The organism is Micromonospora sp. NPDC048947 (genome assembly GCF_040649495.1).
GTDB lineage: Bacteria > Actinomycetota > Actinomycetes > Mycobacteriales > Micromonosporaceae > Micromonospora > Micromonospora alfalfae.
Window position 1 is genome coordinate 26,660 of sequence record NZ_JBEZFO010000025.1, and the last position, 22,888, is coordinate 49,547.

24 protein-coding genes are annotated in these 22,888 nt (G+C 71.7%); 22 read left to right on the forward strand and 2 right to left on the reverse strand.

The features are described 5' to 3' along the window. The first annotated feature begins 44 nt into the window (after nt 1–44). The 5 genes from AB0B98_RS28845 (at nt 45) to AB0B98_RS28865 (ending at nt 3,929) form a co-directional block, all read left to right on the forward strand. Nucleotides 45–524 (forward strand): UDP-N-acetylglucosamine--LPS N-acetylglucosamine transferase, encoded by a 480-nt coding sequence (locus AB0B98_RS28845; protein ID WP_238671613.1) that lies wholly within the window; start codon nt 45–47, stop codon nt 522–524. Beyond that, nucleotides 521–1,195: a glycosyltransferase gene (locus AB0B98_RS28850; protein WP_357366668.1), complete on the forward strand. Its 675-nt coding sequence runs from the start codon at nt 521–523 to the stop codon at nt 1,193–1,195. Before AB0B98_RS28845 ends, AB0B98_RS28850 begins: the two co-directional genes overlap by 4 nt. Beyond that, nucleotides 1,192–2,115 carry a glycosyltransferase family 2 protein gene (locus AB0B98_RS28855; protein WP_357366670.1) on the forward strand — a complete coding sequence of 308 codons (924 nt, stop codon included), beginning with the start codon at nt 1,192–1,194 and terminating at the stop codon, nt 2,113–2,115. Before AB0B98_RS28850 ends, AB0B98_RS28855 begins: the two co-directional genes overlap by 4 nt. A gap of 132 nt (nt 2,116–2,247) precedes the next feature. After that, entirely contained in the window at nt 2,248–3,426 is a 1,179-nt protein-coding gene (gene aroC, locus AB0B98_RS28860) for a chorismate synthase (protein WP_091401884.1), read from the forward strand. Then, nucleotides 3,426–3,929, forward strand: coding sequence for a shikimate kinase (locus AB0B98_RS28865; protein WP_238671610.1), 504 nt, complete (start codon nt 3,426–3,428; stop codon nt 3,927–3,929). The genes aroC and AB0B98_RS28865 overlap by 1 nt, the downstream gene beginning before the upstream one ends. Before the next feature lie 140 nt (nt 3,930–4,069). Here AB0B98_RS28865 and AB0B98_RS28870 read toward each other — a convergent pair whose 3' ends face one another. Then, the gene (locus tag AB0B98_RS28870; RefSeq protein ID WP_357366672.1) at nt 4,070–4,798 is read right to left on the reverse strand and encodes an alpha/beta hydrolase; all 729 of its coding nucleotides are present in this window, start codon (nt 4,796–4,798) and stop codon (nt 4,070–4,072) included. Between the two features lie 79 nt (nt 4,799–4,877). Between AB0B98_RS28870 and AB0B98_RS28875 the strand changes: the two genes are divergently transcribed. The 5 genes from AB0B98_RS28875 to nusB all read left to right on the forward strand — a co-directional run bounded on the left by AB0B98_RS28875 (nt 4,878) and on the right by nusB (nt 8,478). Beyond that, nucleotides 4,878–5,876: a YafY family protein gene (locus AB0B98_RS28875; protein ID WP_357289101.1), complete on the forward strand. Its 999-nt coding sequence runs from the start codon at nt 4,878–4,880 to the stop codon at nt 5,874–5,876. Between the two features lie 10 nt (nt 5,877–5,886). Further along, on the forward strand, nt 5,887–6,966 hold the full coding sequence (gene aroB, locus AB0B98_RS28880) for a 3-dehydroquinate synthase (RefSeq protein ID WP_357289098.1): 1,080 nt from the start codon (nt 5,887–5,889) through the stop codon (nt 6,964–6,966). After that, entirely contained in the window at nt 6,963–7,388 is a 426-nt protein-coding gene (gene aroQ / locus AB0B98_RS28885) for a type II 3-dehydroquinate dehydratase (protein ID WP_091401894.1), read from the forward strand. Before aroB ends, aroQ begins: the two co-directional genes overlap by 4 nt. Nucleotides 7,389–7,486: 98 nt before the next feature. After that, a complete protein-coding gene (efp, locus tag AB0B98_RS28890) occupies nt 7,487–8,044 on the forward strand; it encodes an elongation factor P (protein ID WP_007458344.1) in 558 nt (185 codons plus the stop codon). A gap of 23 nt (nt 8,045–8,067) precedes the next feature. Further along, a complete protein-coding gene (gene nusB / locus AB0B98_RS28895) occupies nt 8,068–8,478 on the forward strand; it encodes a transcription antitermination factor NusB (RefSeq protein ID WP_208641306.1) in 411 nt (136 codons plus the stop codon). A 91-nt stretch (nt 8,479–8,569) separates the two neighbouring features. Here the strand turns inward: nusB and AB0B98_RS28900 are convergent, their stop codons facing one another. After that, nucleotides 8,570–9,058 (reverse strand): transcriptional regulator, encoded by a 489-nt coding sequence (locus AB0B98_RS28900; RefSeq protein WP_007458348.1) that lies wholly within the window; start codon nt 9,056–9,058, stop codon nt 8,570–8,572. A 288-nt stretch (nt 9,059–9,346) separates the two neighbouring features. On the opposite strand from AB0B98_RS28900, the gene pyrR reads away from it, so the two are divergent. The 12 genes from pyrR to coaBC all read left to right on the forward strand — a co-directional run bounded on the left by pyrR (nt 9,347) and on the right by coaBC (nt 22,856). After that, nucleotides 9,347–9,931, forward strand: a complete 585-nt coding sequence (gene pyrR, locus AB0B98_RS28905) for a bifunctional pyr operon transcriptional regulator/uracil phosphoribosyltransferase PyrR (RefSeq protein ID WP_238671606.1) — start codon at nt 9,347–9,349, stop codon at nt 9,929–9,931. Then, a complete protein-coding gene (locus AB0B98_RS28910; protein ID WP_238671605.1) occupies nt 9,928–10,854 on the forward strand; it encodes an aspartate carbamoyltransferase catalytic subunit in 927 nt (308 codons plus the stop codon). Before pyrR ends, AB0B98_RS28910 begins: the two co-directional genes overlap by 4 nt. Beyond that, nucleotides 10,851–12,128: a dihydroorotase gene (locus tag AB0B98_RS28915; RefSeq protein ID WP_357289087.1), complete on the forward strand. Its 1,278-nt coding sequence runs from the start codon at nt 10,851–10,853 to the stop codon at nt 12,126–12,128. The genes AB0B98_RS28910 and AB0B98_RS28915 overlap by 4 nt, the downstream gene beginning before the upstream one ends. Next, nucleotides 12,128–13,321 (forward strand): glutamine-hydrolyzing carbamoyl-phosphate synthase small subunit, encoded by a 1,194-nt coding sequence (gene carA, locus AB0B98_RS28920; protein ID WP_357366675.1) that lies wholly within the window; start codon nt 12,128–12,130, stop codon nt 13,319–13,321. Before AB0B98_RS28915 ends, carA begins: the two co-directional genes overlap by 1 nt. Continuing rightward, a complete protein-coding gene (carB, locus tag AB0B98_RS28925; RefSeq protein WP_238671602.1) occupies nt 13,314–16,661 on the forward strand; it encodes a carbamoyl-phosphate synthase large subunit in 3,348 nt (1,115 codons plus the stop codon). Before carA ends, carB begins: the two co-directional genes overlap by 8 nt. After that, nucleotides 16,658–17,704: a quinone-dependent dihydroorotate dehydrogenase gene (locus AB0B98_RS28930; RefSeq protein ID WP_357366677.1), complete on the forward strand. Its 1,047-nt coding sequence runs from the start codon at nt 16,658–16,660 to the stop codon at nt 17,702–17,704. The genes carB and AB0B98_RS28930 overlap by 4 nt, the downstream gene beginning before the upstream one ends. Nucleotides 17,705–18,066: 362 nt before the next feature. Next, nucleotides 18,067–19,341 (forward strand): adenosylmethionine--8-amino-7-oxononanoate transaminase, encoded by a 1,275-nt coding sequence (locus tag AB0B98_RS28935; protein ID WP_357366679.1) that lies wholly within the window; start codon nt 18,067–18,069, stop codon nt 19,339–19,341. Between the two features lie 72 nt (nt 19,342–19,413). Further along, on the forward strand, nt 19,414–20,250 hold the full coding sequence (gene pyrF / locus AB0B98_RS28940) for an orotidine-5'-phosphate decarboxylase (RefSeq protein WP_357366681.1): 837 nt from the start codon (nt 19,414–19,416) through the stop codon (nt 20,248–20,250). Nucleotides 20,251–20,428: 178 nt separating this feature from the next. Then, a complete protein-coding gene (mihF, locus tag AB0B98_RS28945; protein ID WP_030335662.1) occupies nt 20,429–20,746 on the forward strand; it encodes an integration host factor, actinobacterial type in 318 nt (105 codons plus the stop codon). 25 nt (nt 20,747–20,771) lie between these two features. Beyond that, entirely contained in the window at nt 20,772–21,305 is a 534-nt protein-coding gene (locus AB0B98_RS28950) for a guanylate kinase (protein ID WP_238671598.1), read from the forward strand. A 64-nt stretch (nt 21,306–21,369) separates the two neighbouring features. After that, nucleotides 21,370–21,633, forward strand: coding sequence for a DNA-directed RNA polymerase subunit omega (gene rpoZ / locus AB0B98_RS28955; protein WP_030335666.1), 264 nt, complete (start codon nt 21,370–21,372; stop codon nt 21,631–21,633). Between the two features lie 14 nt (nt 21,634–21,647). Next, complete coding sequence (gene coaBC, locus AB0B98_RS28960; RefSeq protein ID WP_238671597.1) at nt 21,648–22,856, forward strand: bifunctional phosphopantothenoylcysteine decarboxylase/phosphopantothenate--cysteine ligase CoaBC; 1,209 nt, start codon at nt 21,648–21,650, stop codon at nt 22,854–22,856. Nucleotides 22,857–22,888: the final 32 nt, after the last annotated feature.

Consider the following 22,888-nt stretch of genomic DNA (forward strand, 5'->3'; position numbering starts at 1 on the left):
GCCTGGCGTGAACTGAAATTCCAAGCGAACTTGTGGGGAGTCGCGTGGACACGAACAACGACGACAGTGGGGCACCGGTGCTGCTGCTGGTCGGCTCCAGCGGCGGCCATCTGGCCCAACTACTGGCCCTGCGGCCCTGGTACGAACAGCGGCGGCGCTGCTGGGTCACCTTCGACACCCCGGAGGCGGTGTCGCTGCTGGCCGGCGAGGACCTGGTGCCGGCGCACCACCCGACCACCCGCAACGTGCCGAACCTGCTGCGCAACGCGCTGCTGGCCTGGCGGGTGCTGCGGGCCCGGCGGGTCGCCGCCGTGGTCACCACCGGCGCCGGGGTGGCGGTGCCGTTCGTGGTGCTGGCCCGGCTGCGGCGCATCCCGACCGTCTACATCGAGGTGTACGACCGGATCGACACCCCGACGTTGACCGCTCGGCTCTGCCGGCCGTTCCTGTCCTCGATGCTGGTGCAGTGGGACGAGCAGCGCCGGCAGTACCCCGAGGCGACAGTCGTCGGGACGCTGCTGTGACCGGGGAGACGGGCACCGCCCGGCGTCCGCAACCCCGGCCGGCCACCGAGGCGGCCCGCCTGCCGCGCCAGCGCGACAGCTCGGCGGTCGCCCAGCTCCGACTGCTGGTCGCTGTGGGCACCGACAAGCACCCCTTCGACCGGCTCGTCGACTGGTTGGCGCAGTGGCACGCGCAGGCTGCCGGCCCGGTCGGGCTGACCATGCAGCACGGGCACACGAAGGCGCCCCAGCTGAATGGCGCGGTGCCGTTCCTCGGCCACGACGCGTTGCAACAGGCGATGATCGATGCCGATCTGGTGGTCTGCCACGGTGGCCCAGCGACCATTCTGGAGGCCCGCCGCCACGGCCACCTGCCCATCGTGGTGCCCCGCGATCCGGCTCGCGGTGAGCACGTCGACAACCATCAGCTCCTCTTCGCCCGCCGGCTCGGCGCCGCCGGGCTGGTGGCGCTCTGCGAGACCCGGGAGGCCCTGCACGACGCGTTGGCCGCCGGGATGGCAGACCCGTCCCGGTACGCGGTGGCCGCCGACCCGGAGGCACACGAGGCGCGACGGGCGGCGGTGGCCCGGGTCGGGCAGATCGTCGACGACCTGGTGGCCCGTTCGACCCCGCGCCGACCCCGGTGGCGGGCCTGGTCCCGGCCGCGCCCGGGTACGGAGGAGATTCGATGACCCAGCAGCCGACCGTCAGCGTCGTGGTGCCCACCCGGGACCGCCCCGAGCTGCTGCGGGCCGCGGTGCGCGCGATCCTGGCACAGGACTACCCGGGCCTGATCGAGGTCGTCGTGGTGTTCGACCAGTCCGCGCCGGACGAGTCGCTGAACGAGTTGGGGAGCGGCCCGACCCGCGTGGTGCGGGTGATCCGCAACGCCCGTACCCCAGGGTTGGCCGGTGCGCGCAACAGCGGCACCCTCGCGGCCGAGGGCGAGCTGGTCGCGTTCTGCGACGACGACGACGAGTGGCTGCCCGGCAAGCTGGCCGCCCAGGTCGACGCGCTGGCCGGCGAACCGGCCGCCGAGTTCGTCTGCTGCGGCATCCGGGTCAACTACGACGGGCACAGCGTCGAGCGGGTGCTCGACAAGGACCGGATCACCCTGGACGACCTGCTACGCGACCGGATGACGGAGCTGCACCCGTCGACCTTCCTGATCCGCGCCACCGCGTTGCGCAACGGGTTCGGGCTTGTCGACGAGGAGATCCCGGGCAGCTACGCGGAGGACTACGAGTTCCTCCTGCGGGCCGCCCGCAGCGCGCCACTGATCAACCTGCGGACGCCGTCGGTGCTGGTCCGCTGGCACAAGCGCTCCTACTTCGCGCAGCGCTGGGACACCATCTCGGAGGCGTTGCAGTGGTTGCTGCAGCGCTACCCGGAGTTCGCCGGTCAACCGGCCGGCGAGGCCCGGGTGGCCGGGCAGATCGCGTTCGCCCAGGCCGCCTCCGGTGACCGCCGGGGCGCGCTGCGGTGGGCCCGGCGCACCCTGCGGAGCAACCCCCGCGAGCCGCGCGCCTACCTGGCCCTCGCCGTCGCCGGTCGGGTGGTCCGGGCCGACGCGGTGCTGCGCACCCTGCACAAGCGCGGTCGGGGGATCTGAGCCGCCGCCGTCGGGTGTCGCGTCGGCGGGTGCAGAGCAAAGGACACCGGGTCGGCGGGCGGCGGCGTCCGCTGGGCGGGACACGACGGGGAGCGCGCCGCGTCGGTGGCCCGCCGTGACAGACTGACCGCTGTGTTGCGCTGGCTGACTGCAGGTGAATCGCACGGTCCCGCCCTCGTCGCGATGTTGGAGGGGGTGCCGGCCGGCATTGAGGTGACCACCACCGAGATCGCCGACGAGCTGGCCCGTCGACGGCTGGGCTATGGGCGGGGTGCCCGGATGTCGTTCGAGCGGGACGAGGTCGAGCTGCTCGGCGGCCTGCGCCACGGCGTGACCCTGGGCAGCCCGGTGGCGATCCGGGTCGGCAACTCCGAGTGGCCGAAGTGGCAGACAGTGATGGCCGCCGACCCGGTCGACCCCGACGAACTGGCCCGGCAGGCCCGCAACGCCCCGCTGACCCGTCCCCGGCCCGGCCACGCGGACCTGGCCGGCATGCAGAAGTACGGCCACACCGACGCCCGGCCGATCCTGGAGCGCGCCAGCGCACGGGAGACCGCCGCCCGGGTGGCCGTCGGCACTGTCGCCAAGGCGCTGATCCGTCAGGCGCTCGGCATCGAGATCGTCTCGCACGTCGTCGAGCTGGGCCCGGTGGCCGCGAAGCCCGGCCTGCGTCCCACGCCGTCCGACACGGCCCGGATCGACGCCGACCCGCTGCGCTGCCTCGACCCGGAGGCCAGCGCCCTGATGGTCGCCGAGGTCGACGCCGCGAAGAAGGCCGCCGACACCCTCGGCGGCGTGGTCGAGGTGCTGGCGTACGGGGTGCCACCGGGGCTGGGCAGCCACGTGCAGTGGGACCGCAAGCTCGACGCCCGGCTGGCCACCGCGCTGATGTCCATTCAGGCGATCAAGGGCGTGGAGATCGGCGACGGCTGGCAGCAGGCCCGTTCCCGCGGCTCGGAGGCGCACGACGAGATCATCCCGTCGGCCACCGGCGTTCGGCGGGTCACCGACCGGGCCGGCGGGCTGGAGGGTGGCATCACCACCGGCGAGCCGCTGCGGGTCCGCGCCGCCATGAAGCCGATCTCCTCGCTGAACCGGGCGCTGGCCACAGTGGACGTCACCACCGGCGAGCCGGCCACCGCGATCAACCAGCGCTCCGACGTCTGCGCGGTGCCCGCCGCGGCGGTGGTCGCCGAGGCGATGGTGGCGCTGGTGCTGGCCGAGGCGGCCACCGAGAAGTTCGGCGGAGACTCGATCGCCGAGATCCGCCGCAACCTCGCCGGTTACCTCGACGCGCTGGTCATCCGCTGATGGCACCTGTCGTCGTGCTGGTCGGCGCGCCCGGCTGCGGCAAGACCACAGTCGGTCGGGCGCTCGCCGCCACCCTCGGCGTGGAGTTCCGCGACACCGACGCCGACATCGAGCAGATGGCCGGGAAGCCGATCCCGGAGATCTTCATCGACGAGGGCGAGGCGCACTTCCGTACCCTGGAACGGGCCGCAGTGGCCGCGGCGCTGGCCGGCGGCACGGGCGTGCTCGCCCTCGGCGGCGGCGCGGTGCTGGCCGAGGAGACCCGGGCGGCCCTGATCGGGCACCGGGTGGTGCACCTCTCGGTCGAGTTGCCCGACGCGGTGCGGCGGGTCGGGCTCGGCGCCGGCCGGCCGCTGCTGGCGATCAACCCACGGGCCACCCTCAAGCACCTGCTGGACCAGCGCCGGCCGCTCTACGCCGAGGTCGCCACCGAGACGGTGGTCACCGATGGCCGGGCCCCGGCGCAGGTAGTCGCCGACGTCGCCGCCCTGCTGCCCCGCTGACGTACCCCTGCCCCGTCGCCCCCGTCGGCCCCCCTTGCGCCGATCTTGCACTTACTGCTCTGACTTAAGGGGCATTCACCGCATTTCGGCAACCGGAACTGCAAGATCGGCGCAGGGGGCGGGGGCGCAGTGGGTGGCCCTCAGCCGCGGGCGATCAGGTCGAGGACGTCGGCCAGAGCCTTCGGCTCGCTGAGCATCGGCCAGTGCCCGGTGGGCAGCTCATGCAACTGGCCGTCGGCCAGTCCGGTGAAGAACGGATGCTCCTGTTGGATCATCTGCTGCACCATGCCGAGCGGGAAGGTGCTGGCGACCAGCGCGGTCGGCACCCGTCGCCCACCGGTGCGTCGGACCGGGTCGGTGGCGGCCCGCAGCGGCTGTGGGGTGGCCCGGGTACGCAGTAGCGCGAGCGTCGGCTCGTCCAGACCGGCAAGGTTGGTCGGGTCGGCGGCCGGATCCCAGGCCGGCGGCGGCAGCAGGTGCCCGCTGCCGACAACAGCCCGCAGCCGCTGCTGCTCGTCGGCCGGCAGCGTGTCGAACTGCGCCGTGCCGTCCGGCAACGGCCCGCTCTCCACGTAGATGATCCGGGCGATCCGGTCCGGGATGCGGTCCACCGCCTGGGCGGCCGGCATCCCCCCGCCGGAGTGCCCGACCAGCAGCACGTCGCGCAGGTCCTCGACCTCGATCAGTCGGACGATGTCGGTGGTGTGCGTGTCCAGGCTGACCTCCGGCCCGGCGAGGTGGTCGCGTTCGGCCAACCCGGTCAGCGTCATCGGATACACCTCGTGCCCCTGCGACCGCAGCGCCACTGTCACGTCCCGCCATGCCCAGGCACCCAGCCAGAAACCCGGCACCAGCACGAATGTCGCCATCTGTGGCTCCTTCTCTCGGTTACCGACAGACCGTACGATCTATTCCGGACAGGATCCGCCCGCTTTGAAGGAGTGGCCCGTGTCACGTCCCGCTGGCCGGGTGCTGGCCCTGCTCGAACTGCTGCAGACCCGGCACCGGTCGACGGCCGCCGACCTCGCCGGCCACCTCGGTGTGGACGAGCGGACCGTGCGCCGCTACGCGACCACGCTTGTCGAGCTGGGCATTCCCGTCACCGCCGACCGCGGCCGCTACGGCGGCTACCGGCTGCACTCCGGTTACAAACTGCCCCCGCTGATGCTCACCGACGACGAGGCGGTGGCCGTGCTGCTCGGCCTCGTCGTCGCCGAACGGGTCGGGCTGGCCACCGAGCAGCCCGCCACCGCCACCGCGCTGGCGAAGATCCGCCGGGTGCTGCCGGCGGCGCTCGCCGACCGGCTCGCCGCCGTCCAGGAGCACCTGGGCTTCACCCTGCGTCGTCCGGAGCCGGAGCGCGGACCGGCGTCCGGCACACTGCTCGCGCTCGCCTCGGCCACCCGGCACCGGCAGCGGGTGGCGGTGGACTACCGCTCCTGGCGGGGCGAGCAGTCGCACCGCGAACTCGACCCGTACGGGCTGGTCTTCCACGCCGGCCGTTGGTATGTCACCGGCCACGACCACAGGCGTGGGGAGATCCGCACCTTCCGACTGGACCGGATCGGCGCGGTGACGCCCGGCGTGGCGACGTTCACAGTGCCGGACGGCTTCGAGGCGGTGGCCTGGGTGACCCGGTCACTGGCCGGTGTGCCGTACCGGCACGAGGTGGAGGTCGTGCTGGAGACCGACCTGGTCGCCGCCCGCCGCCGCATCCCGCCCAGCGTGGCCGAGTTGACAGCCACCACCGACGGGGTGCTGCTGCGGGCCCGAGCGGAGAGCCTGCCCGGGATGGCGGCTTTGCTCGCCGGTCTGGGGTGTCCGTTCACCATCCGGCATCCGGACGCGCTGCGCGCCGCTGTGGCCGAACACGCCCGCCGGTTGGCGGACTGGGCCACCCGGCCAGCAGGTGGACAGCCGCCCTCCCCGCGCCGCCCGCTGGACTAGGCTGCCGGCGATGGACGAGGTGACCCGAATTCCGGTCGGCGGCGAGCGGCCGTACGACGTCTTGGTGGGACGTGACCTGCTGGGTGCGTTGCCTGGCCTGCTGCCCGGCGCGACCCGGGTGGCGGTGCTGCACACGCCTCCGCTCAAGGCCCTCGCGGACGCGCTCGGCGAACGCCTGCGCGCCGCCGGCGTCGAACCATTGCCGATCGAGGTGCCCGACGCCGAGTCGGGAAAGCACATCGAGGTGGCCGCTGCCTGTTGGGACCGGCTCGGAGCGGCGGGCTTCACCCGTACCGACGCGGTGGTCGGTGTGGGCGGCGGCGCGGTGACCGACCTGGCCGGCTTCGTCGCGGCCTGCTGGTTGCGGGGTGTGCGCTGGGTGCCGGTGGCGACCTCGCTGCTGGGCATGGTGGATGCCGCGGTGGGCGGCAAGACGGGCATCAACACGGCCGCCGGCAAGAACCTGGTGGGCGCGTTCCACCCGCCGGTCGGGGTGTTGGCCGACCTGGCCACTCTGGACAGCCTGCCCGCTGTCGACCTGGCGGCCGGGTTGGCCGAGGTCGTCAAGTGCGGTTTCATCGCCGACCCGACGATCCTGGATCTCATCGAGAACGACCCGGAGGCCGCCACCGACCCGCGTGGGCCGGTGAGCCGGGAGCTGATCGAGCGGGCCATCCGGGTCAAGGCCGACGTGGTCGCCGGCGACCTGCGCGAGTCGGGCCTGCGGGAGGTGCTCAACTACGGCCACACCCTGGCCCACGCCATCGAGCAGAACGAGGGCTACCGCTGGCGGCACGGCCACGCCGTCGCTGTCGGTCTGGTGTACGCGGCCACGCTGGCCCGGCTCGCCGGGCGGCTGGACGCGCCGACCGCCGACCGACACCTGGTCGCGCTGAGCGCGCTGGGCCTGCCGGTGAGCTACCCGGCCGACGCCTGGCCGCAGCTGTTGGCCGCGATGCGGGTGGACAAGAAGACCCGGGGCAGTCGGCTGCGTTTCGTGGTGCTCGACGGGCTGGCCCGCCCGGCGATGTTGGAAGGCCCCGACGACGCGTTGCTGGAGGCTGCCTACCGGGAGGTGGCAACCCCGTGAAGGTCTACGTCTTGAACGGGCCGAACCTGGGCCGGTTGGGCACCCGCGAGCCCGACGTGTACGGCGCGACCAGCTACGCGGACCTGGTGGCGCTCTGCGAGAGCACCGGTCGGGAGTTGGGGCTGGCGGTGACGGTCCGGCAGACCGACGCGGAGCACGAGCTGCTCGGCTGGCTGCACACGGCGGCCGACGAGGGCGCCGCGGTGGTGCTCAACCCCGCCGCCTGGTCGCACTACTCGTACGCGGTGCGGGACGCCTGCGCCATGCTGCGGGGGCCGCTGGTGGAGGTGCACATCTCCAACATCCACACCCGTGAGGAGTTCCGGCACCACTCGGTGGTCTCGGCGGTGGCGACCGGGGTGATCTGCGGTCTGGGTATCGACGGCTATCGTCTCGCTCTGCACCATCTGGCCACCCGCTGAAGGCCCACGGACTGGGCGCTCCGAACGGGGGGCGGTCCGATTCGACGCAGCTTGTAGACTTGCCAGGTCTGTCCGCCAATTGATGATCAAGGCAGGAAATGGCCTCCACCAACGACCTCAAAAACGGCCTGGTACTCAACCTGGACGGCGAGCTCTGGGCCGTCGTCGAGTTCCAGCACGTCAAGCCCGGTAAGGGTGGTGCCTTCGTGCGCACCACGCTGAAGAACGTGCTGTCCGGGAAGGTGGTCGACAAGACCTTCAACGCGGGCACCAAGGTCGAAACCGCGACCGTTGACAAGCGCACGATGCAGTACCTGTACGCCGACGGTGAGGACTTCGTCTTCATGGATCTGGAGACCTTCGACCAGATCACGGTGCCCGGTGGCACCGTCGGTGAGGCAGCCAACTACCTGCTGCCCGAGGCGGAGGCGACCGTCGCCCAGCACGAGGGTGTGCCGCTCTACATCGAGCTGCCCACCAGCGTCGTGCTGGAGGTCACCTACACCGAGCCCGGCCTGCAGGGCGACCGTTCGACCGGCGGCACCAAGCCGGCGACCGTGGAGACCGGCGCCACGGTGCCGGTTCCGCTGTTCATCACCACCGGCGAGAAGATCAAGGTCGACACCCGCGACGGCCGTTACCTCGGCCGCGCCTGATGGCTGAGGGTTCCAAGCAGCAGATGCCGGCGCGCCGCAAGGCGCGCAAGCGGGCGCTGGATGTCCTCTACGAGGCCGACCTGCGGGACAAGCCTCCGGTGGAGGTGCTCGCCGGCTACGTGCAGCGGATCGAGCAGCCCCGACCGGAGCACCTGGGCTACGCGGTGGGCCTGGTCGAGGGGGTTGCCGAGCACCTCGACCGGATCGACGAGCTGATCGCCAGCTACGCCGAGGGTTGGACGTTGGAGCGGATGCCGGTCGTCGACCGTAATCTCGCCCGGATCGCCGTCTACGAGTTGCTCTACGTCGACGAGATCGACGACGCGGTGGCCATCAGCGAGGCGGTGGAGCTGGCTCGGCAGATGTCGACGGACGATTCGCCGCGCTTCCTCAACGGGGTGCTCGGCCGGATCGCCGAGTACGCCACCCGCTGAGCGTCCGCACCGAACACCGCAAACCCGAAAGGGCCCGTGCCAGTCGGCACGGGCCCTTTCGGTGGGGCGGCAGATCAGGTGGAGCGGTAGATCAGGAGGCGAAGAACGCCCGGGGGTCGGCCACCAGCACGCCGTGCTCGGTGAGCCGCTCGATCAGGCCCGACGGTGAGGCGTCGTAGACGATCGCGAGCGCCCGCAGGTCATCGGCGCGGATGGAGAGCACCCGGCCGTTGTAGTCGCCGCGCTGCTGCTGGATGGCGCGGGCGTAGCGGGCAACGTAGGCCAGGTCCTCGGAGGCCTCGTCGTAGAGCCGCTCCAGGTCCAGGACAATCTTGCTGGTGGGCTCGTGACGGACGCCACTGCCGTCAGGCAGCAGCTCCGAGACGGGTACGCGGTAGAACTCGGCCAACTCGGCCAGACGGGACACCGTCACGGCCCGGTCGCCACGCTCGTACGAGCCGACCACCACGGCCTTCCACCGCCCGTTCGACTTCTCCTCCACACCCTGCAGGGAGAGACCCTGCTGCTGGCGGATGGAGCGCAGGCGGGCGCCCAGAGACTTGGCGTATTCAGAGGGCATTCGGACACTCCCAGTGCTGCTCGGGGTTCTCCCGTCGATCGCTACGGAGCGTGACGGTACGGGGAATGCGACACGTGGTCAAGTGGTCGTGCCCCTACCGTTGCGGAGCGTCCGGGGAGTTTTCCCCTTTTCCGGTACCTGACCCGGTGGTCAGCGGCCGCCGTCCATGACCCCGGTGACCACTGGTAACGTGGCGGAAGCCCCGGCCCAGGTCTGCTGAGCGGTCCGGCCGGAGGTGCCCGACATCCTTTAACGACCCGTCCCGTGAGGCGGGGAAGGAGGTCCGCCGTGGCATACCCACCGGCTGCCCGCTCGTCACCACCGCGACAACCCTCGGTGAAGGTGATCCTCGCCAGCGCCGACGTGCAACGCGTGGTCGACCGCATCGCCCACCAGATCCTGGAGAAGACCCAGGGCGCCGCGAACACTGTGCTGCTGGGGATTCCCACCCGGGGCACCCCCCTCGCCCGGCGGCTCGCCGACCGGATCAGCACCTTCGAGGACGTCGCCGTTCCGGTTGGTGTGCTCGACATCACCCTGTACCGCGACGACCTTCGTCGGCACGCCACCCGTGCTGTGGGTCCGACCGAGCTGCCCCCCGGCGGGATCGACGGCAAACGGGTCATCCTGGTCGACGATGTGCTCTTCTCCGGCCGTACCGTCCGGGCCGCGCTCGACGCGCTCAACGACGTGGGCCGTCCGGCCTCGGTGCAGCTCGCCGTCCTGGTCGACAGGGGCCACCGGGAGTTGCCGATCCGCGCCGACTACGTCGGCAAGAACATCCCGACCTCGCTCGCCGAGAGCGTCAAGGTGACGCTCGCCGAGATCGACGGGACGGACGAGGTCAAGCTGTACGGGGGAACCGCCTCATGATCAAGCATCTGCTCTCCGGCGGGGACCTGGACGCCGACACCGCCACCGAGATCCTGGACACCGCCGCCGAGATGGCCACCGTCGCCGGTCGGGAGATCAAGAAGCTTCCCGCGCTGCGCGGACGGACAGTGGTGAACCTCTTCTACGAGGACTCCACGCGTACCCGGATCTCCTTCGAGGCGGCGGCGAAGCGGCTCAGCGCCGACGTGATCAACTTTTCCGCGAAGGGGTCCAGCGTCACCAAGGGTGAGAGCCTGAAGGACACCGCGTTGACCCTGCAGGCCATGGGCGCTGATGCCGTCGTCATCCGACACCCCGCCTCCGGCGCGCCGCACCGCCTGGCCAACTGGGTGGACGGGTCGGTGGTCAACGCCGGCGACGGCACCCACGAGCACCCCACCCAGGCGCTGCTGGACGCGTACACCATGCGGTCCCGGCTGGGCCGGCTCGCCGGCCTGTCGGTCGCTGTGGTCGGGGACGTGCTGCACTCCCGGGTGGCGCGCTCCAACGTGCTGCTGCTCTCGACCCTCGGCGCCAAGGTCACCCTGGTCGGCCCGCCGACCCTCATCCCGGTCGACATCGCGGGCGCCCTCGCGCCCGGCACCAACGTCTCCTACGACCTCGACTCGGTCCTGCCGAACGTGGACGTGGTGATGATGCTGCGCGTGCAGCGGGAGCGGATGAACGACTCCTACTTCCCCTCCGCGCGCGAGTACGCCCGCCGCTACGGGCTGGACGGGCCGCGGATGCGCCGGCTGCCCGAACACGCGATCGTCATGCACCCCGGCCCGATGAACCGGGGGATGGAGATCACCCCCGAGGTCGCCGACTCACCCCGCTCCACAATCGTCGAACAGGTCACCAACGGGGTCTCCGTGCGGATGGCTGTCCTTTACCTGCTGCTCGGAGGGAACAACCGGTGACCGCGTACCTGATCACCAGCGTGAGTGTCGTCGGCGCCGCGCCGACCGACCTGCTGATCCGCGACGGCGTGATCGCCGCCGTCGGTCCCGGCCTGACCGCGCCGGACGCCACAGTCGTCGACGGCACCGGCCTCGTCGCCCTGCCCGGCCTCGTCGACCTGCACACCCACCTGCGCGAGCCCGGCCGGGAGGACGCCGAGACCGTCGAGTCCGGTTCCCGGGCGGCGGCGCTGGGCGGCTACACGGCGGTCTGCGCGATGGCCAACACCTCCCCGGTGGCGGACACCGCCGGTGTGGTCGAGCAGGTCTGGCGGCTCGGCCGCGAGGCCGGCCTGGTCGACGTGCAGCCGATCGGCGCGGTCACCGTCGGGCTGGCCGGCGAGCGGCTGGCCGAGCTGGGCGCGATGGCCGACTCGGCGGCCCAGGTGCGGATCTTCTCCGACGACGGGCACTGCGTCGCCGACCCGAAGTTGATGCGCCGAGCCCTGGAGTACGTCAAGGCGTTCGACGGGATCATCGCCCAGCACGCCGAGGAGCCCCGGCTCACCGAGGGTGCCCAGATGCACGAGGGCGAGGTCTCCACCCGGCTCGGCCTGATCGGCTGGCCGGCGGTCGCCGAGGAGGCGATCATCGCCCGGGACGTGCTGCTCGCCGAGCACGTGGGCAGCCGACTGCACGTCTGCCACGTCTCCACCGCCGGCAGCGTCGAGGTGCTGCGCCAGGCAAAGGCCCGCGGGGTACGCGTGACCGCCGAGGTGACCCCGCACCACCTGCTGCTCACCGACGAACGGGCGGAAACCTACGACCCGGTCTACAAGGTGAACCCGCCGTTGCGCACCGCCGCGGACATCGCCGCGCTGCGTGCCGCCCTCGCCGACGGGGTGATCGACGTGATCGCCACCGACCACGCCCCGCACGCGGTGGAGGACAAGGAGTGCGAGTGGGCGTACGCCCGACCGGGGATGCTCGGTCTGGAGACGGCCCTCTCCATCGCGCTGGACGTGCTCGGCCCCGAATGGGACCTGATCGCCGAGCGGATGTCGCGCACCCCCGCACGGATCGCCGGCCTCACCGGGCACGGCGTCGACCCCGCGCCGGGTGTGCCGGCGAACCTGACCCTGATCGACCCGGCGGCCCACCGCACCATCGAGCCGGCGGAGCTGGCCAGTCGCAGTCGCAACACCCCGTACGCCCGCATGACGCTGCCAGGTCGCATCGTGGCGACCTTCCTGCGTGGCGAGCCGACGGTCCTGGACGGAAAGGCTGTCAAGTAATGGTCAAGCGCAGACCCGCGATCCTTGTCCTCGAGGACGGGCGCACGTTCCCCGGCGAGGCGTACGGGAGTGTCGGGGAGACCTTCGGCGAGGCGGTCTTCAACACCGGCATGACCGGTTATCAGGAGACCCTGACCGACCCGTCGTACCACCGTCAGGTGGTGGTGCAGACCGCGCCGCACATCGGCAACACCGGCGTCAACGGCGAGGACGACGAGTCCGGTCGGATCTGGGTGGCCGGCTACGTCGTGCGCGACCCGGCCCGGATCGGCTCGAACTGGCGGGCCACCGGTGGTCTCGAGGACCGCCTCGCCACCGAGGGTGTGGTGGGCATCAGCGGCGTGGACACCCGGGCGCTGACCCGGCACCTGCGCGAGCGGGGCGCCATGCGGGTGGGCATCTCCAGCATCGACAACGACCCGCAGAGCCTGCTGGCCCGGGTCCGCCAGGCGCCGCAGATGGTCGGCGCGGACCTGTCCGCCGAAGTGAGCACCGCCGAGCCGTACGTCGTCGAGGCTCTGGGCGAGCACCGGTTCACAGTGGCCGCCCTGGACCTGGGCATCAAGCGCAACGTGCCGCGTCGGCTGGCCACCCGTGGGGTGACCACGCACGTGCTGCCGGGGTCGTCGAGCATCGACCAGATGCTCGCCACCGGCGCCGACGCGATCTTCCTGTCGCCCGGTCCGGGCGACCCGGCCACCGCCGACGCCCCGGTGGAACTGGCCCGGGAGGCGCTGCGGCGGGAGGTGCCGCTGTTCGGCATCTGCTTCGGCAGCCAGATCCTCGGCCGGGCGCTCGGCTTCGGCACCTACAAGCTGGGCTACGGCCACCGGGGAATCAACCAGCCGGTGCTCGACCGGGTCACCGGCAAGGTCGAGGTGACCAGCCACAACCATGGCTTCGCCGTGCAGGTCCCCGGCTCGGGCGACGGCGCGGTCGTCCCCGACCAGGTGATCGACACCGACTTCGGTGGCGTACGGGTGTCGCACGTCTGCCTCAATGACAACGTGGTCGAGGGGCTGCGGGCAGTGGACCTGCCCGCGTTCACCGTCCAGTACCACCCGGAGGCGGCAGCCGGCCCGCACGACGCGGACTACCTCTTCGACCGATTCGCCGAACTGATCGAGGGCCGTGCCCTCGACCAGCGGCCCAGTGAAGGCCGGACCCACAGCAAGGGGCGCAGCAATGCCTAAGCGGACCGATCTCAAGCACATCCTCGTGATCGGCTCCGGGCCGATCGTCATCGGCCAGGCCTGCGAGTTCGACTACTCCGGCACCCAGGCGTGCCGGGTGCTGCGCAGCGAGGGGATCCGGGTCAGCCTGGTCAACTCCAACCCGGCGACGATCATGACGGACCCGGAGTTCGCCGACGCGACGTACGTCGAGCCGATCACCCCGGAGTTCGTGGAGCTGGTCATCGCCAAGGAGCGCCCGGACGCGATCCTCGCGACCCTCGGCGGGCAGACCGCGCTGAACACGGCCGTCGCCCTGCACGAGGCCGGCGTCCTGGAGAAGTACGGCGTGGAGCTGATCGGCGCGAACATCGACGCCATCAACCGGGGCGAGGACCGGCAGCTGTTCAAGGAGATCGTGGCGAAGGCCGGCGTACGGCTGGGCGTCGACGACCCGGCCGGGTTGGTGCCCCGCTCGCGGGTCTGCCACTCGATGGACGAGGTCGAGGCGACAGTCGCCGAGCTGGGCCTGCCGGTGGTGATCCGGCCGTCGTTCACAATGGGTGGCCTGGGCTCCGGCATGGCGCACACCCCGGAGGACCTGGCCCGTATCGCCGGCGACGGCCTGTCCGCCAGCCCGGTGCACGAGGTGCTCATCGAGGAGAGCGTGCTCGGCTGGAAGGAGTACGAGCTCGAGCTGATGCGCGACCGGCACGACAACGTGGTGGTGGTCTGCTCGATCGAGAACATCGACCCGATGGGTGTGCACACCGGCGACAGCGTCACCGTGGCCCCGGCCATGACGCTCACCGACCGGGAGTACCAGCGCCTGCGTGACCTGGGCATCGCCGTGCTGCGCGAGGTCGGGGTGGACACCGGCGGCTGCAACATCCAGTTCGCTGTCAACCCGGTCGACGGCCGGATCGTCGTGATCGAGATGAACCCGCGGGTGTCGCGGTCGTCGGCGCTGGCCTCCAAGGCGACCGGCTTCCCGATCGCGAAGATCGCCGCCAAGCTGGCCATCGGCTACACCCTCGACGAGATCCCCAACGACATCACCCTGAAGACCCCTGCGGCGTTCGAGCCGACCCTCGACTACGTGGTGGTGAAGATCCCCCGGTTCGCGTTCGAGAAGTTCCCCGGCGCGGACCCGGAGCTGACCACCACGATGAAGTCGGTGGGCGAGGCGATGAGCCTCGGACGCAACTTCACCGAGGCGCTGAACAAGGCGATGCGCTCGATGGAAACCAAGTCGGCCGGTTTCTGGAGTGTGCCGGACCCTGCCGGCGTCACACTGGCGGACACTCTCGCGGCGCTGCGGATCCCGCACGACGGTCGGCTGTACACGGTGGAGCGGGCGCTGCGGCTCGGGGCGTCGATCGCCGAGGTGGCCGAGGCGTCCGGCGGGATCGACCCGTGGTTCCTGGACCAGATCGCCGCGCTGATCGAGCTGCGCACCGAGATCGTCGACGCGCCGGTGCTCGACGCCGACCTACTGCGTCGTGCCAAGCGGGCCGGTCTGTCCGACCGGCAGCTCGCCGCGCTGCGCCCGGAGCTGGCCGCCGAGGACGGCGTACGGACCCTGCGCCACCGTCTCGACGTGCGCCCGGTCTACAAGACAGTGGACACCTGCGCGGCCGAGTTCGAGGCGACCACTCCGTACCACTACTCGACGTACGACCTGGAGTCCGAGGTCGTGCCGTCGGACCGGCCGAAGGTGCTGATCCTGGGCTCCGGCCCGAACCGGATCGGGCAGGGCATCGAGTTCGACTACTCCTGCGTGCACGCCGTGCAGGCGTTGCGGTCGGCCGGTTACGAGACGGTCATGGTCAACTGCAACCCGGAGACGGTCTCCACCGACTACGACACCGCCGACCGGCTCTACTTCGAGCCGTTGACCTTCGAGGACGTCCTGGAGGTCTGGCACGCCGAGGACTCGTCCGGCCGGGCGGCCGGCGGGCCGGGTGTGGTCGGGGTGGTCGTCCAGCTCGGCGGGCAGACCCCGCTGGGGCTGGCGCAGCGGCTCAAGAACGCCGGTGTGCCGATCGTCGGCACCTCCCCGGAGTCGATCCACCTGGCCGAGGAGCGCGGCGCGTTCGGCGCGGTGCTGGCCCGTGCCGGCCTGCGCGCGCCGGCACACGGCATGGCCACCTCGTACGACGAGGCCAAGACGATCGCCGACGAGATCGGCTACCCGGTGCTGGTCCGGCCGTCGTACGTGCTGGGCGGGCGGGGCATGGAGATCGTCTACGACGACCCGACGCTGCGCGACTACATCGGCCGGGCCACCGACATCTCCCCGGACCACCCGGTGCTGGTGGACCGGTTCCTCGACGACGCCATCGAGATCGACGTGGACGCGCTGTGCGACGCCGACGGCGAGGTCTACATCGGCGGTGTGATGGAGCACATCGAGGAGGCGGGTATCCACTCCGGCGACTCGTCCTGCGCGCTCCCGCCGATCACCCTCGCGGGCTCGCACCTGGTCGAGGTCCGCCGCTACACCGAGGCCATCGCGCGTGGCGTCGGGGTCCGGGGCCTGCTCAACGTGCAGTACGCCCTCAAGGACGACGTGCTCTACGTGCTGGAGGCCAACCCGCGCGCGTCGCGGACCGTCCCGTTCGTCTCCAAGGCCACGGCGGTGCCGCTGGCCAAGGCGGCGGCCCGGATCGCGCTCGGGGCGAGCATCGCCGAGCTGCGCGCCGAGGGCCTGCTGCCGGCGACCGGGGACGGGGGCACGATGCCCGCCGACGCGCCGGTCGCCGTCAAGGAGGCGGTGCTGCCGTTCAAGCGTTTCCGGACCCGTGCGGGCAAGGGGATCGACTCGCTGCTCGGGCCGGAGATGAAGTCGACCGGCGAGGTGATGGGCATCGACACCAACTTCGGGCATGCCTTCGCCAAGAGCCAGTCGGCGGCGTACGGGTCGCTGCCGACCGCCGGGAAGATCTTCGTCTCGGTGGCCAACCGGGACAAGCGCGGCATGATCTTCCCGATCAAGCGGCTGGCCGATCTGGGCTTCGAGATCGTCGCCACCGCCGGCACGGCCGAGGTGCTGCGCCGGCACGGCATCGCCTGTGAGCAGATCCGTAAGCACTACCAGGCCGGTGCGGGCGACGACGCGGTGTCGTTGATCGGCGGCGGCCACGTGGCGCTGGTGATCAACACGCCGCAGGGCTCGGGTGCCAGCGCCCGCTCCGACGGTTATGAGATCCGCAGCGCGGCCGTCACCGCGGACATCCCCTGCATCACCACGGTTCCCGGCGCCGCCGCAGCGGTGATGGGCATCGAGGCGCGGATCCGCGGCGACATGCAGGTCCGCCCCCTGCAGGACCTGCACGCCATCCTGCGGGCGGCCCAGTGACAGTGTTCGAGCAGGCGGTACGGCCGTGGTTGTTCCGGCTCGGGGGCGGGGACGCCGAGACGGCGCACGAGTGGACGCTGCGGCGCTTGGCTGCCCTGTCGCGGCGGCCGGCCGCGCTCGCCGCGCTGCGGGCCCGGTACGCGGTCGACGCGCCGCGCACCGTGTTCGGGGTGCGGTTCCCCAACCCGGTCGGGTTGGCCGCCGGGATGGACAAGGACGGCGCGGCGCTGCCGGCCTGGCCGGCGCTCGGCTTCGGTTTCGTGGAGGTCGGCACGGTCACCGCGCACGCCCAACCGGGCAACCCCCGGCCGCGGCTTTTCCGCCTGCCGGCCAGCGAGGCGGTGATCAACCGGATGGGCTTCAACAACGCCGGGGCCGCTGCGTTGGCCGCCCGGCTGGCGGCGCTGCCGCGCCCGCTCGGGGTGCCGCTGGGCATCTCGCTGGGCAAGTCCAAGGTGACCCCGCTGGACGAGGCGGTCGAGGACTACCTCGCCTCGTACCGGGCGCTGCGCGGGCACGGGGACTACTTCGTTGTGAACGTGTCCTCACCGAACACCCCGGGTCTGCGGTCGTTGCAGGACCGTGCCCACCTGGACGCGCTGCTCGGCGCGCTGGTGGGGGAGAAGCCGGTGCTGGTCAAGATCGCACCAGACCTGACCGAGGCGGCGATCGCCGAGCTGCTGGAGGTCTGCCTGGCCCGGGGCGCCGCCGGGGTGATCGCCACCAACACCACCCTGTCTCGCGAGGGGCTGGCCAGCGGTGACGTCGAGCGTGGCGGGCAGGCCGGTGGGCTCTCCGGTCGGCCGCTCACCGGGCGGGCCCGCGAGGTGGTCGCCTTCGTCCACCGGGAGACAGACGGCCGGCTGCCGATCATCGGCGTCGGCGGGGTGCTGGATCCGGACGACGCGGCGCGGATGTTCGATGCCGGCGCCGCCCTGGTGCAGCTCTACACCGGCTTCATCTACCGAGGACCGGCCCTGGTCCGCGCCGCCGCCCGCGCGGCGGCCGCAACGGCGGCAACGGACGCGGTCGCCGGCCGGTGACCACCCCCCGGCGCGTTGCCGGCCCGGCCCGACCGGCGCCGAGCCCGCAGCGCGCCGGGAGCCAATCGCCACTGCTGCCGCCTTTGCTCTGCACCCCCCGGTGCGCCACACAGGTGCCCGGGGGCGGACGCCCTGGGTCGGACGCCCTGGGTCGGACGCTCGGGGTCAGACGCCCGGGTACCACGCCCGGGGGTTCGGACGCCCAGGTTCGGACGCCGGGTCCCACGCCCGGGTTCGGACGTCCCGGTCGGGACGCCGGGTGGCGCACCCACAGGTGCAGAGCAAAGGCCGGCGAAGAAGCCATTCGACCGGGCCGCCGGATGGCCACGGTCCGGACCGTTCGTGCCTGGAATGGAGTACGCGTGACACCCGAGGAGATCCTGGCCGCCGACCGGGCGCACGTCTGGCACCCGTACGCCGCGCTGCCGCCGGCCAACCCGCCCTACGTGGTGCAGAGCGCCGAGGGGGTACGGCTCACCCTGGCCGACGGGCGTGAGCTGGTGGACGGCATGTCGTCCTGGTGGGCGGCGATCCACGGGTACCGGCACCCGGTGCTGGACGCGGCGGTGACCGACCAGCTCGGCCGGATGAGCCACGTGATGTTCGGCGGGCTCACCCACGAGCCGGCGGTGCGGCTGGCCCGAACCCTGGTCGAGCTGACCCCGGACGGCCTGGAGCACGTGTTCCTGGCCGACTCCGGCTCGGTCAGCGTCGAGGTGGCGGTGAAGATGTGCCTGCAGTACCAGCGGGCCGTCGGGCGGCCCCAGCGGCGCCGGCTGGCTACCTGGCGGGGTGGCTACCACGGCGACACCTTCCATCCGATGAGCGTCTGCGACCCGGAGGGCGGGATGCACCACCTGTGGGGCGACGTGCTGCCCCGGCAGGTGTTCGCCCCGGTGCCGCCGGGCGGCTTCACCGATCCGCCCGACGACGCGTACGTGGCGGCGCTGGTCGAGGCGGTCGAGCGGCACGCCGACGAGGTGGCCGCCGTGATCGTCGAGCCCGTCGTCCAGGGTGCCGGCGGGATGCGCTTCCACCACCCGGGTTACCTACGGGTGCTGCGCGAGGTGACCCGCGCGCACGGGATTCTGCTGATCTTCGACGAGATCGCCACCGGGTTCGGCCGTACCGGCGAGATGTTCGCCGCCGAGCACGCCGGGGTCACGCCGGACGTGCTCTGTGTGGGCAAGGCGCTGACCGGCGGGTACCTGACCCTCGCGGCGACAGTGTGCACCGCGGAGGTGGCCCGGGGCATCTCGGCGGCCGGTGTGCTGGCGCACGGGCCCACGTTCATGGGCAACCCGTTGGCCTGCGCGGTGGCGAACGCCTCCATCGGGCTGCTGCGGGCCGGAGACTGGGCCGGCCAGGTCGCCAGGGTCGGCGCCGGTCTGCGCGCCGGACTGGAGCCCCTGCGCGGCATGCCGGGCGTGGCCGACGTACGGGTCCTCGGCGCGATCGGCGTGGTCCAGCTCGATCACGAGGTCGACCTTGGCGCGGCGACCGAGGCCGCGGTCGCCCAGGGGGTCTGGCTGCGTCCGTTCCGCGACCTGATCTACACGATGCCGCCGTACGTCACCGACGACGTCGACCTGGCCCGGATCGCGACCGGGGTGGCGGCGGCGGTGGCGGCCAGCTGAGTCGACCCGGTCGCCGGGTCGACGGTTACCCGGGCGGGGCAGCCGTCCGGACGAGGAGAGGGGAACACTCCCATGGAGAGCTTCGGTACCCGGCTGCACCGGGCGATCACCGAGCGGGGCCCACTCTGTGTGGGCATCGACCCGCATCCCGGTCTGCTGGCCCAGTGGGGCCTTCCGGACGACCTGCACGGGCTCGACCGGTTCAGCCGAACCGTCGTCGAAGCGCTCGGTGACCGGGTTGCGGTGGTCAAGCCTCAGTCGGCCTTTTTCGAGCGATTCGGATCCCGAGGTGTGGCGATTCTTGAGTCAACTATCCGACAGTTACGAGATGCCGGCTCGCTCGTTCTGCTCGACGTCAAGCGCGGCGACATCGGCTCGACGGTGAGCGCGTACGCCTCGGCGTACCTTGATCCATCCAGCCCCGTGTATGTCGACGCGGTCACCGCGAGCCCGTACCTCGGGGTCGGTTCGCTGGCGCCGATGTTCGAGCTGGCCGCCGAGCACGGCGGCGGCGTGTTCGTGTTGGCCCTCACCTCCAACCCCGAGGGCGCCGCCGTGCAGCGGGCCGTCACGGCCGATGGCCGCACCGTGGCGCAAACCGTGATCGACGAGATTTCGCAGCTCAACAGGGGTGCATCCCCGCTCGGGAGCTTCGGTCTGGTGGTCGGCGCGACCATCGGTGACACCGGTCACGACCTCTCCGGTGTGGGCGGCCCACTGCTCTCTCCGGGGCTCGGCGCACAGGGTGCCGGTGCAGCCGATCTGCGTACCGTCTTCGGTTCGAGCCTCGCCTCGGTGCTCCCGTCGTACTCCCGGGAGGTGCTCTCGGCAGGCCCCGATGTGACCGCGCTGCGGGCCGCCGCGGACCGCGTGTTGGTCGACTGCCGGGCCGTTCTGCCTGCCCGGTGACTGACTGACGGGTCGGTCACTCTACGGTGATCATGCGGCCCCCACGTTGCCGAAAGCTCCGTTGGCCGCTAGTTTTCCCCGCGCTGGGAACCATGGACCCCTTGGTTCACAGCGACACCACGTTTCACAGATGCGGCGGTGCGCCCCGCCCGCCGCGATAGGGACCTGAGGAGAACTGGTGCCGCTCCCGTCACTGACCCCCGAACAACGCGCTGCCGCGCTCGAGAAGGCCGCGGAGATCCGCAAGGCCCGTGCTCAGCTGAAGGAGCAGCTCAAGCAGGGCAAGACCACCCTCGGTGCCGTCCTCGAGCGGGCCGAGAGCGACGACGTCGTTGGCAAGCTCAAGGTGTCGGCCGTCCTGCAGGCCATGCCGGGCATCGGCAAGATCCGGGCTACCCAGATCATGGAGAAGCTCAAGATCGCCGACAGCCGTCGCCTGCGTGGCCTCGGCGAGCAGCAGCGCAAGGCACTGCTTGGAGAGTTCGCCGCCAACTGAACCTGGCAGCGTGTAGAAACAAGCAGTGAGCACGGATGACGAGGCGCGCCCGGCGGCTCGGCTCACTGTCCTGGCTGGACCTTCGGGTTCCGGCAGGGAGAGTGTCGTCGAGCTCGTCCGGGCGCGTTCTCCGTCCGTGTGGATCCCGGTCGCGGCAACCACCAGGCCGCGCCGGGAGTCGGAGATCGACGGGGTGGACCGCGTCTTCCTCGCCCCCGCCGAGTTCGATCGGCGGATCGTCGACGGCGAGCTGCTGGAGTGGTCCCGGATCGGTTCGCACCGCCGGGGCACCCCGTACCCGCCGCTACGCGCCCGGCTCGACGCCGGGCAGCAGGTTCTGCTCCCGCTCGACCTGCGCGGCGTCCCACTGGTCCGGGCGCGCCTGCCCGATGCCCGGCTGGTGTTGCTGAGCCCACCCGGGTACGCGCCAGACGCCACGGTGGCCGCCACCGTCGAGCACGCGCTGACCCACGACCACACCGAACGGGTGGTCGAGGAGCTGGTAGGCTTACTCGGTTCTTCTTATCCGGATCCGGCCTGGTCGCGCGTGCGTGGCTGACGGTCGGCCGCCGTTGAGACTCAGCACCGCGTCCGCGCGGCTCGAAAGACGCAGAGGTTAATTCGTGGGATCCATCGCCAACCCCGAAGGCATCACCAACCCGCCGATCGACGAGCTCCTCGAGAAGACGACGTCGAAGTACGCGCTGGTCATCTTCGCCGCCAAGCGCGCGCGCCAGGTCAACGCCTACTACAGCCAGCTCGGTGAGGGTCTGCTGGAGTACGTCGGCCCGCTCGTCGAGACCACCCCGCAGGAGAAGCCCCTCTCCATCGCCATGCGCGAGATCAACTCGGGCCTGCTCACCGCCGAGCCGACCGACCAGCCGTAAGCCCCCGCTGGCCGATGTCCGCCTCGATCGTCCTCGGGGTCGGTGGCGGCATCGCCGCCTACAAGGCGTGCGAGCTGCTGCGACTCTTCACCGAATCGGGTCACCGGGTTCGGGTCGTGCCAACCGCGTCGGCGCTCCGCTTCGTTGGAGCGCCGACCTGGGCCGCGCTCTCCGGTCAACCGGTCGCCGACGACGTCTGGACCGACGTCCACGAGGTGCCGCACGTCCGGCTCGGTAAGCAGGCCGACCTGGTGGTGGTCGCGCCGACCACCACCGACCTGCTCGCCAAGGCCGCCCACGGCCTCGCCGACGACCTGCTGACCAACACCCTGCTGACCGCCCGCTGCCCGGTCCTGCTGGCCCCGGCCATGCACACCGAGATGTGGGAGCACCCCGCCACGGTCGCCAACGTCGCCACGTTGCGCTCCAGGGGAGTGCGGGTCATCGAGCCCGCTGTCGGCCGGCTCACCGGTGCCGACACCGGCAAGGGGCGGCTCCCCGACCCGGCGGAGATCTTCGCCGTCGCCGGCCGGCTCCTGGCCCGCGGTGACTCCGCCCCCGCCGACCTGGCCGGTCGCCGGGTGGTCGTCACCGCCGGCGGCACCCGCGAGCCCCTCGACCCGGTGCGTTTCTTGGGCAACCGCTCGTCCGGCAAGCAGGGGTACGCGTTCGCCCGCGCGGCGGTCGCCCGGGGTGCCCGGGTCACACTGATCTCGGCCAACGTCGGCCTCGCCGACCCGGCCGGTGTCGACCTGATCCGGGTGGGCACCACCGCCGAGTTGCGGGAGGCGACAGTCAAGGCCGCCGTCGAGGCCGACGCGGTGGTGATGGCGGCGGCTCCGGCCGATTTCCGGCCCGCGACGTACGCGACTGGCAAAATCAAGAAGTCGGACGACGGTGTCGCACCCACCATCGAACTCGTCACGAACCCGGACATCGCGGCGGAGCTCGGCCAGCGCAAACGACCAGGGCAGGTGCTGGTGGTGTTCGCCGCCGAGACCGGCGACGCCGAGGCCAACGGCCGGGCGAAACTCGCCCGGAAGCGGGCCGACCTGATCGTGGTCAACGAGGTCGGTCCGGATCTGGTCTTCGGTGCCGACACCAACACGGTGACGGTGATCGGCGCGGACGGCTCGGTCAGCCGGCTGCCCGAGCAGGCCAAGGAAGCTGTGGCCGACGCCGTGTGGGACCTCGTCGTGGCGCGGCTGCCTGGCCGCTCCTGACGGGTGGAACAGGGCGCGACCGATCCCGACAC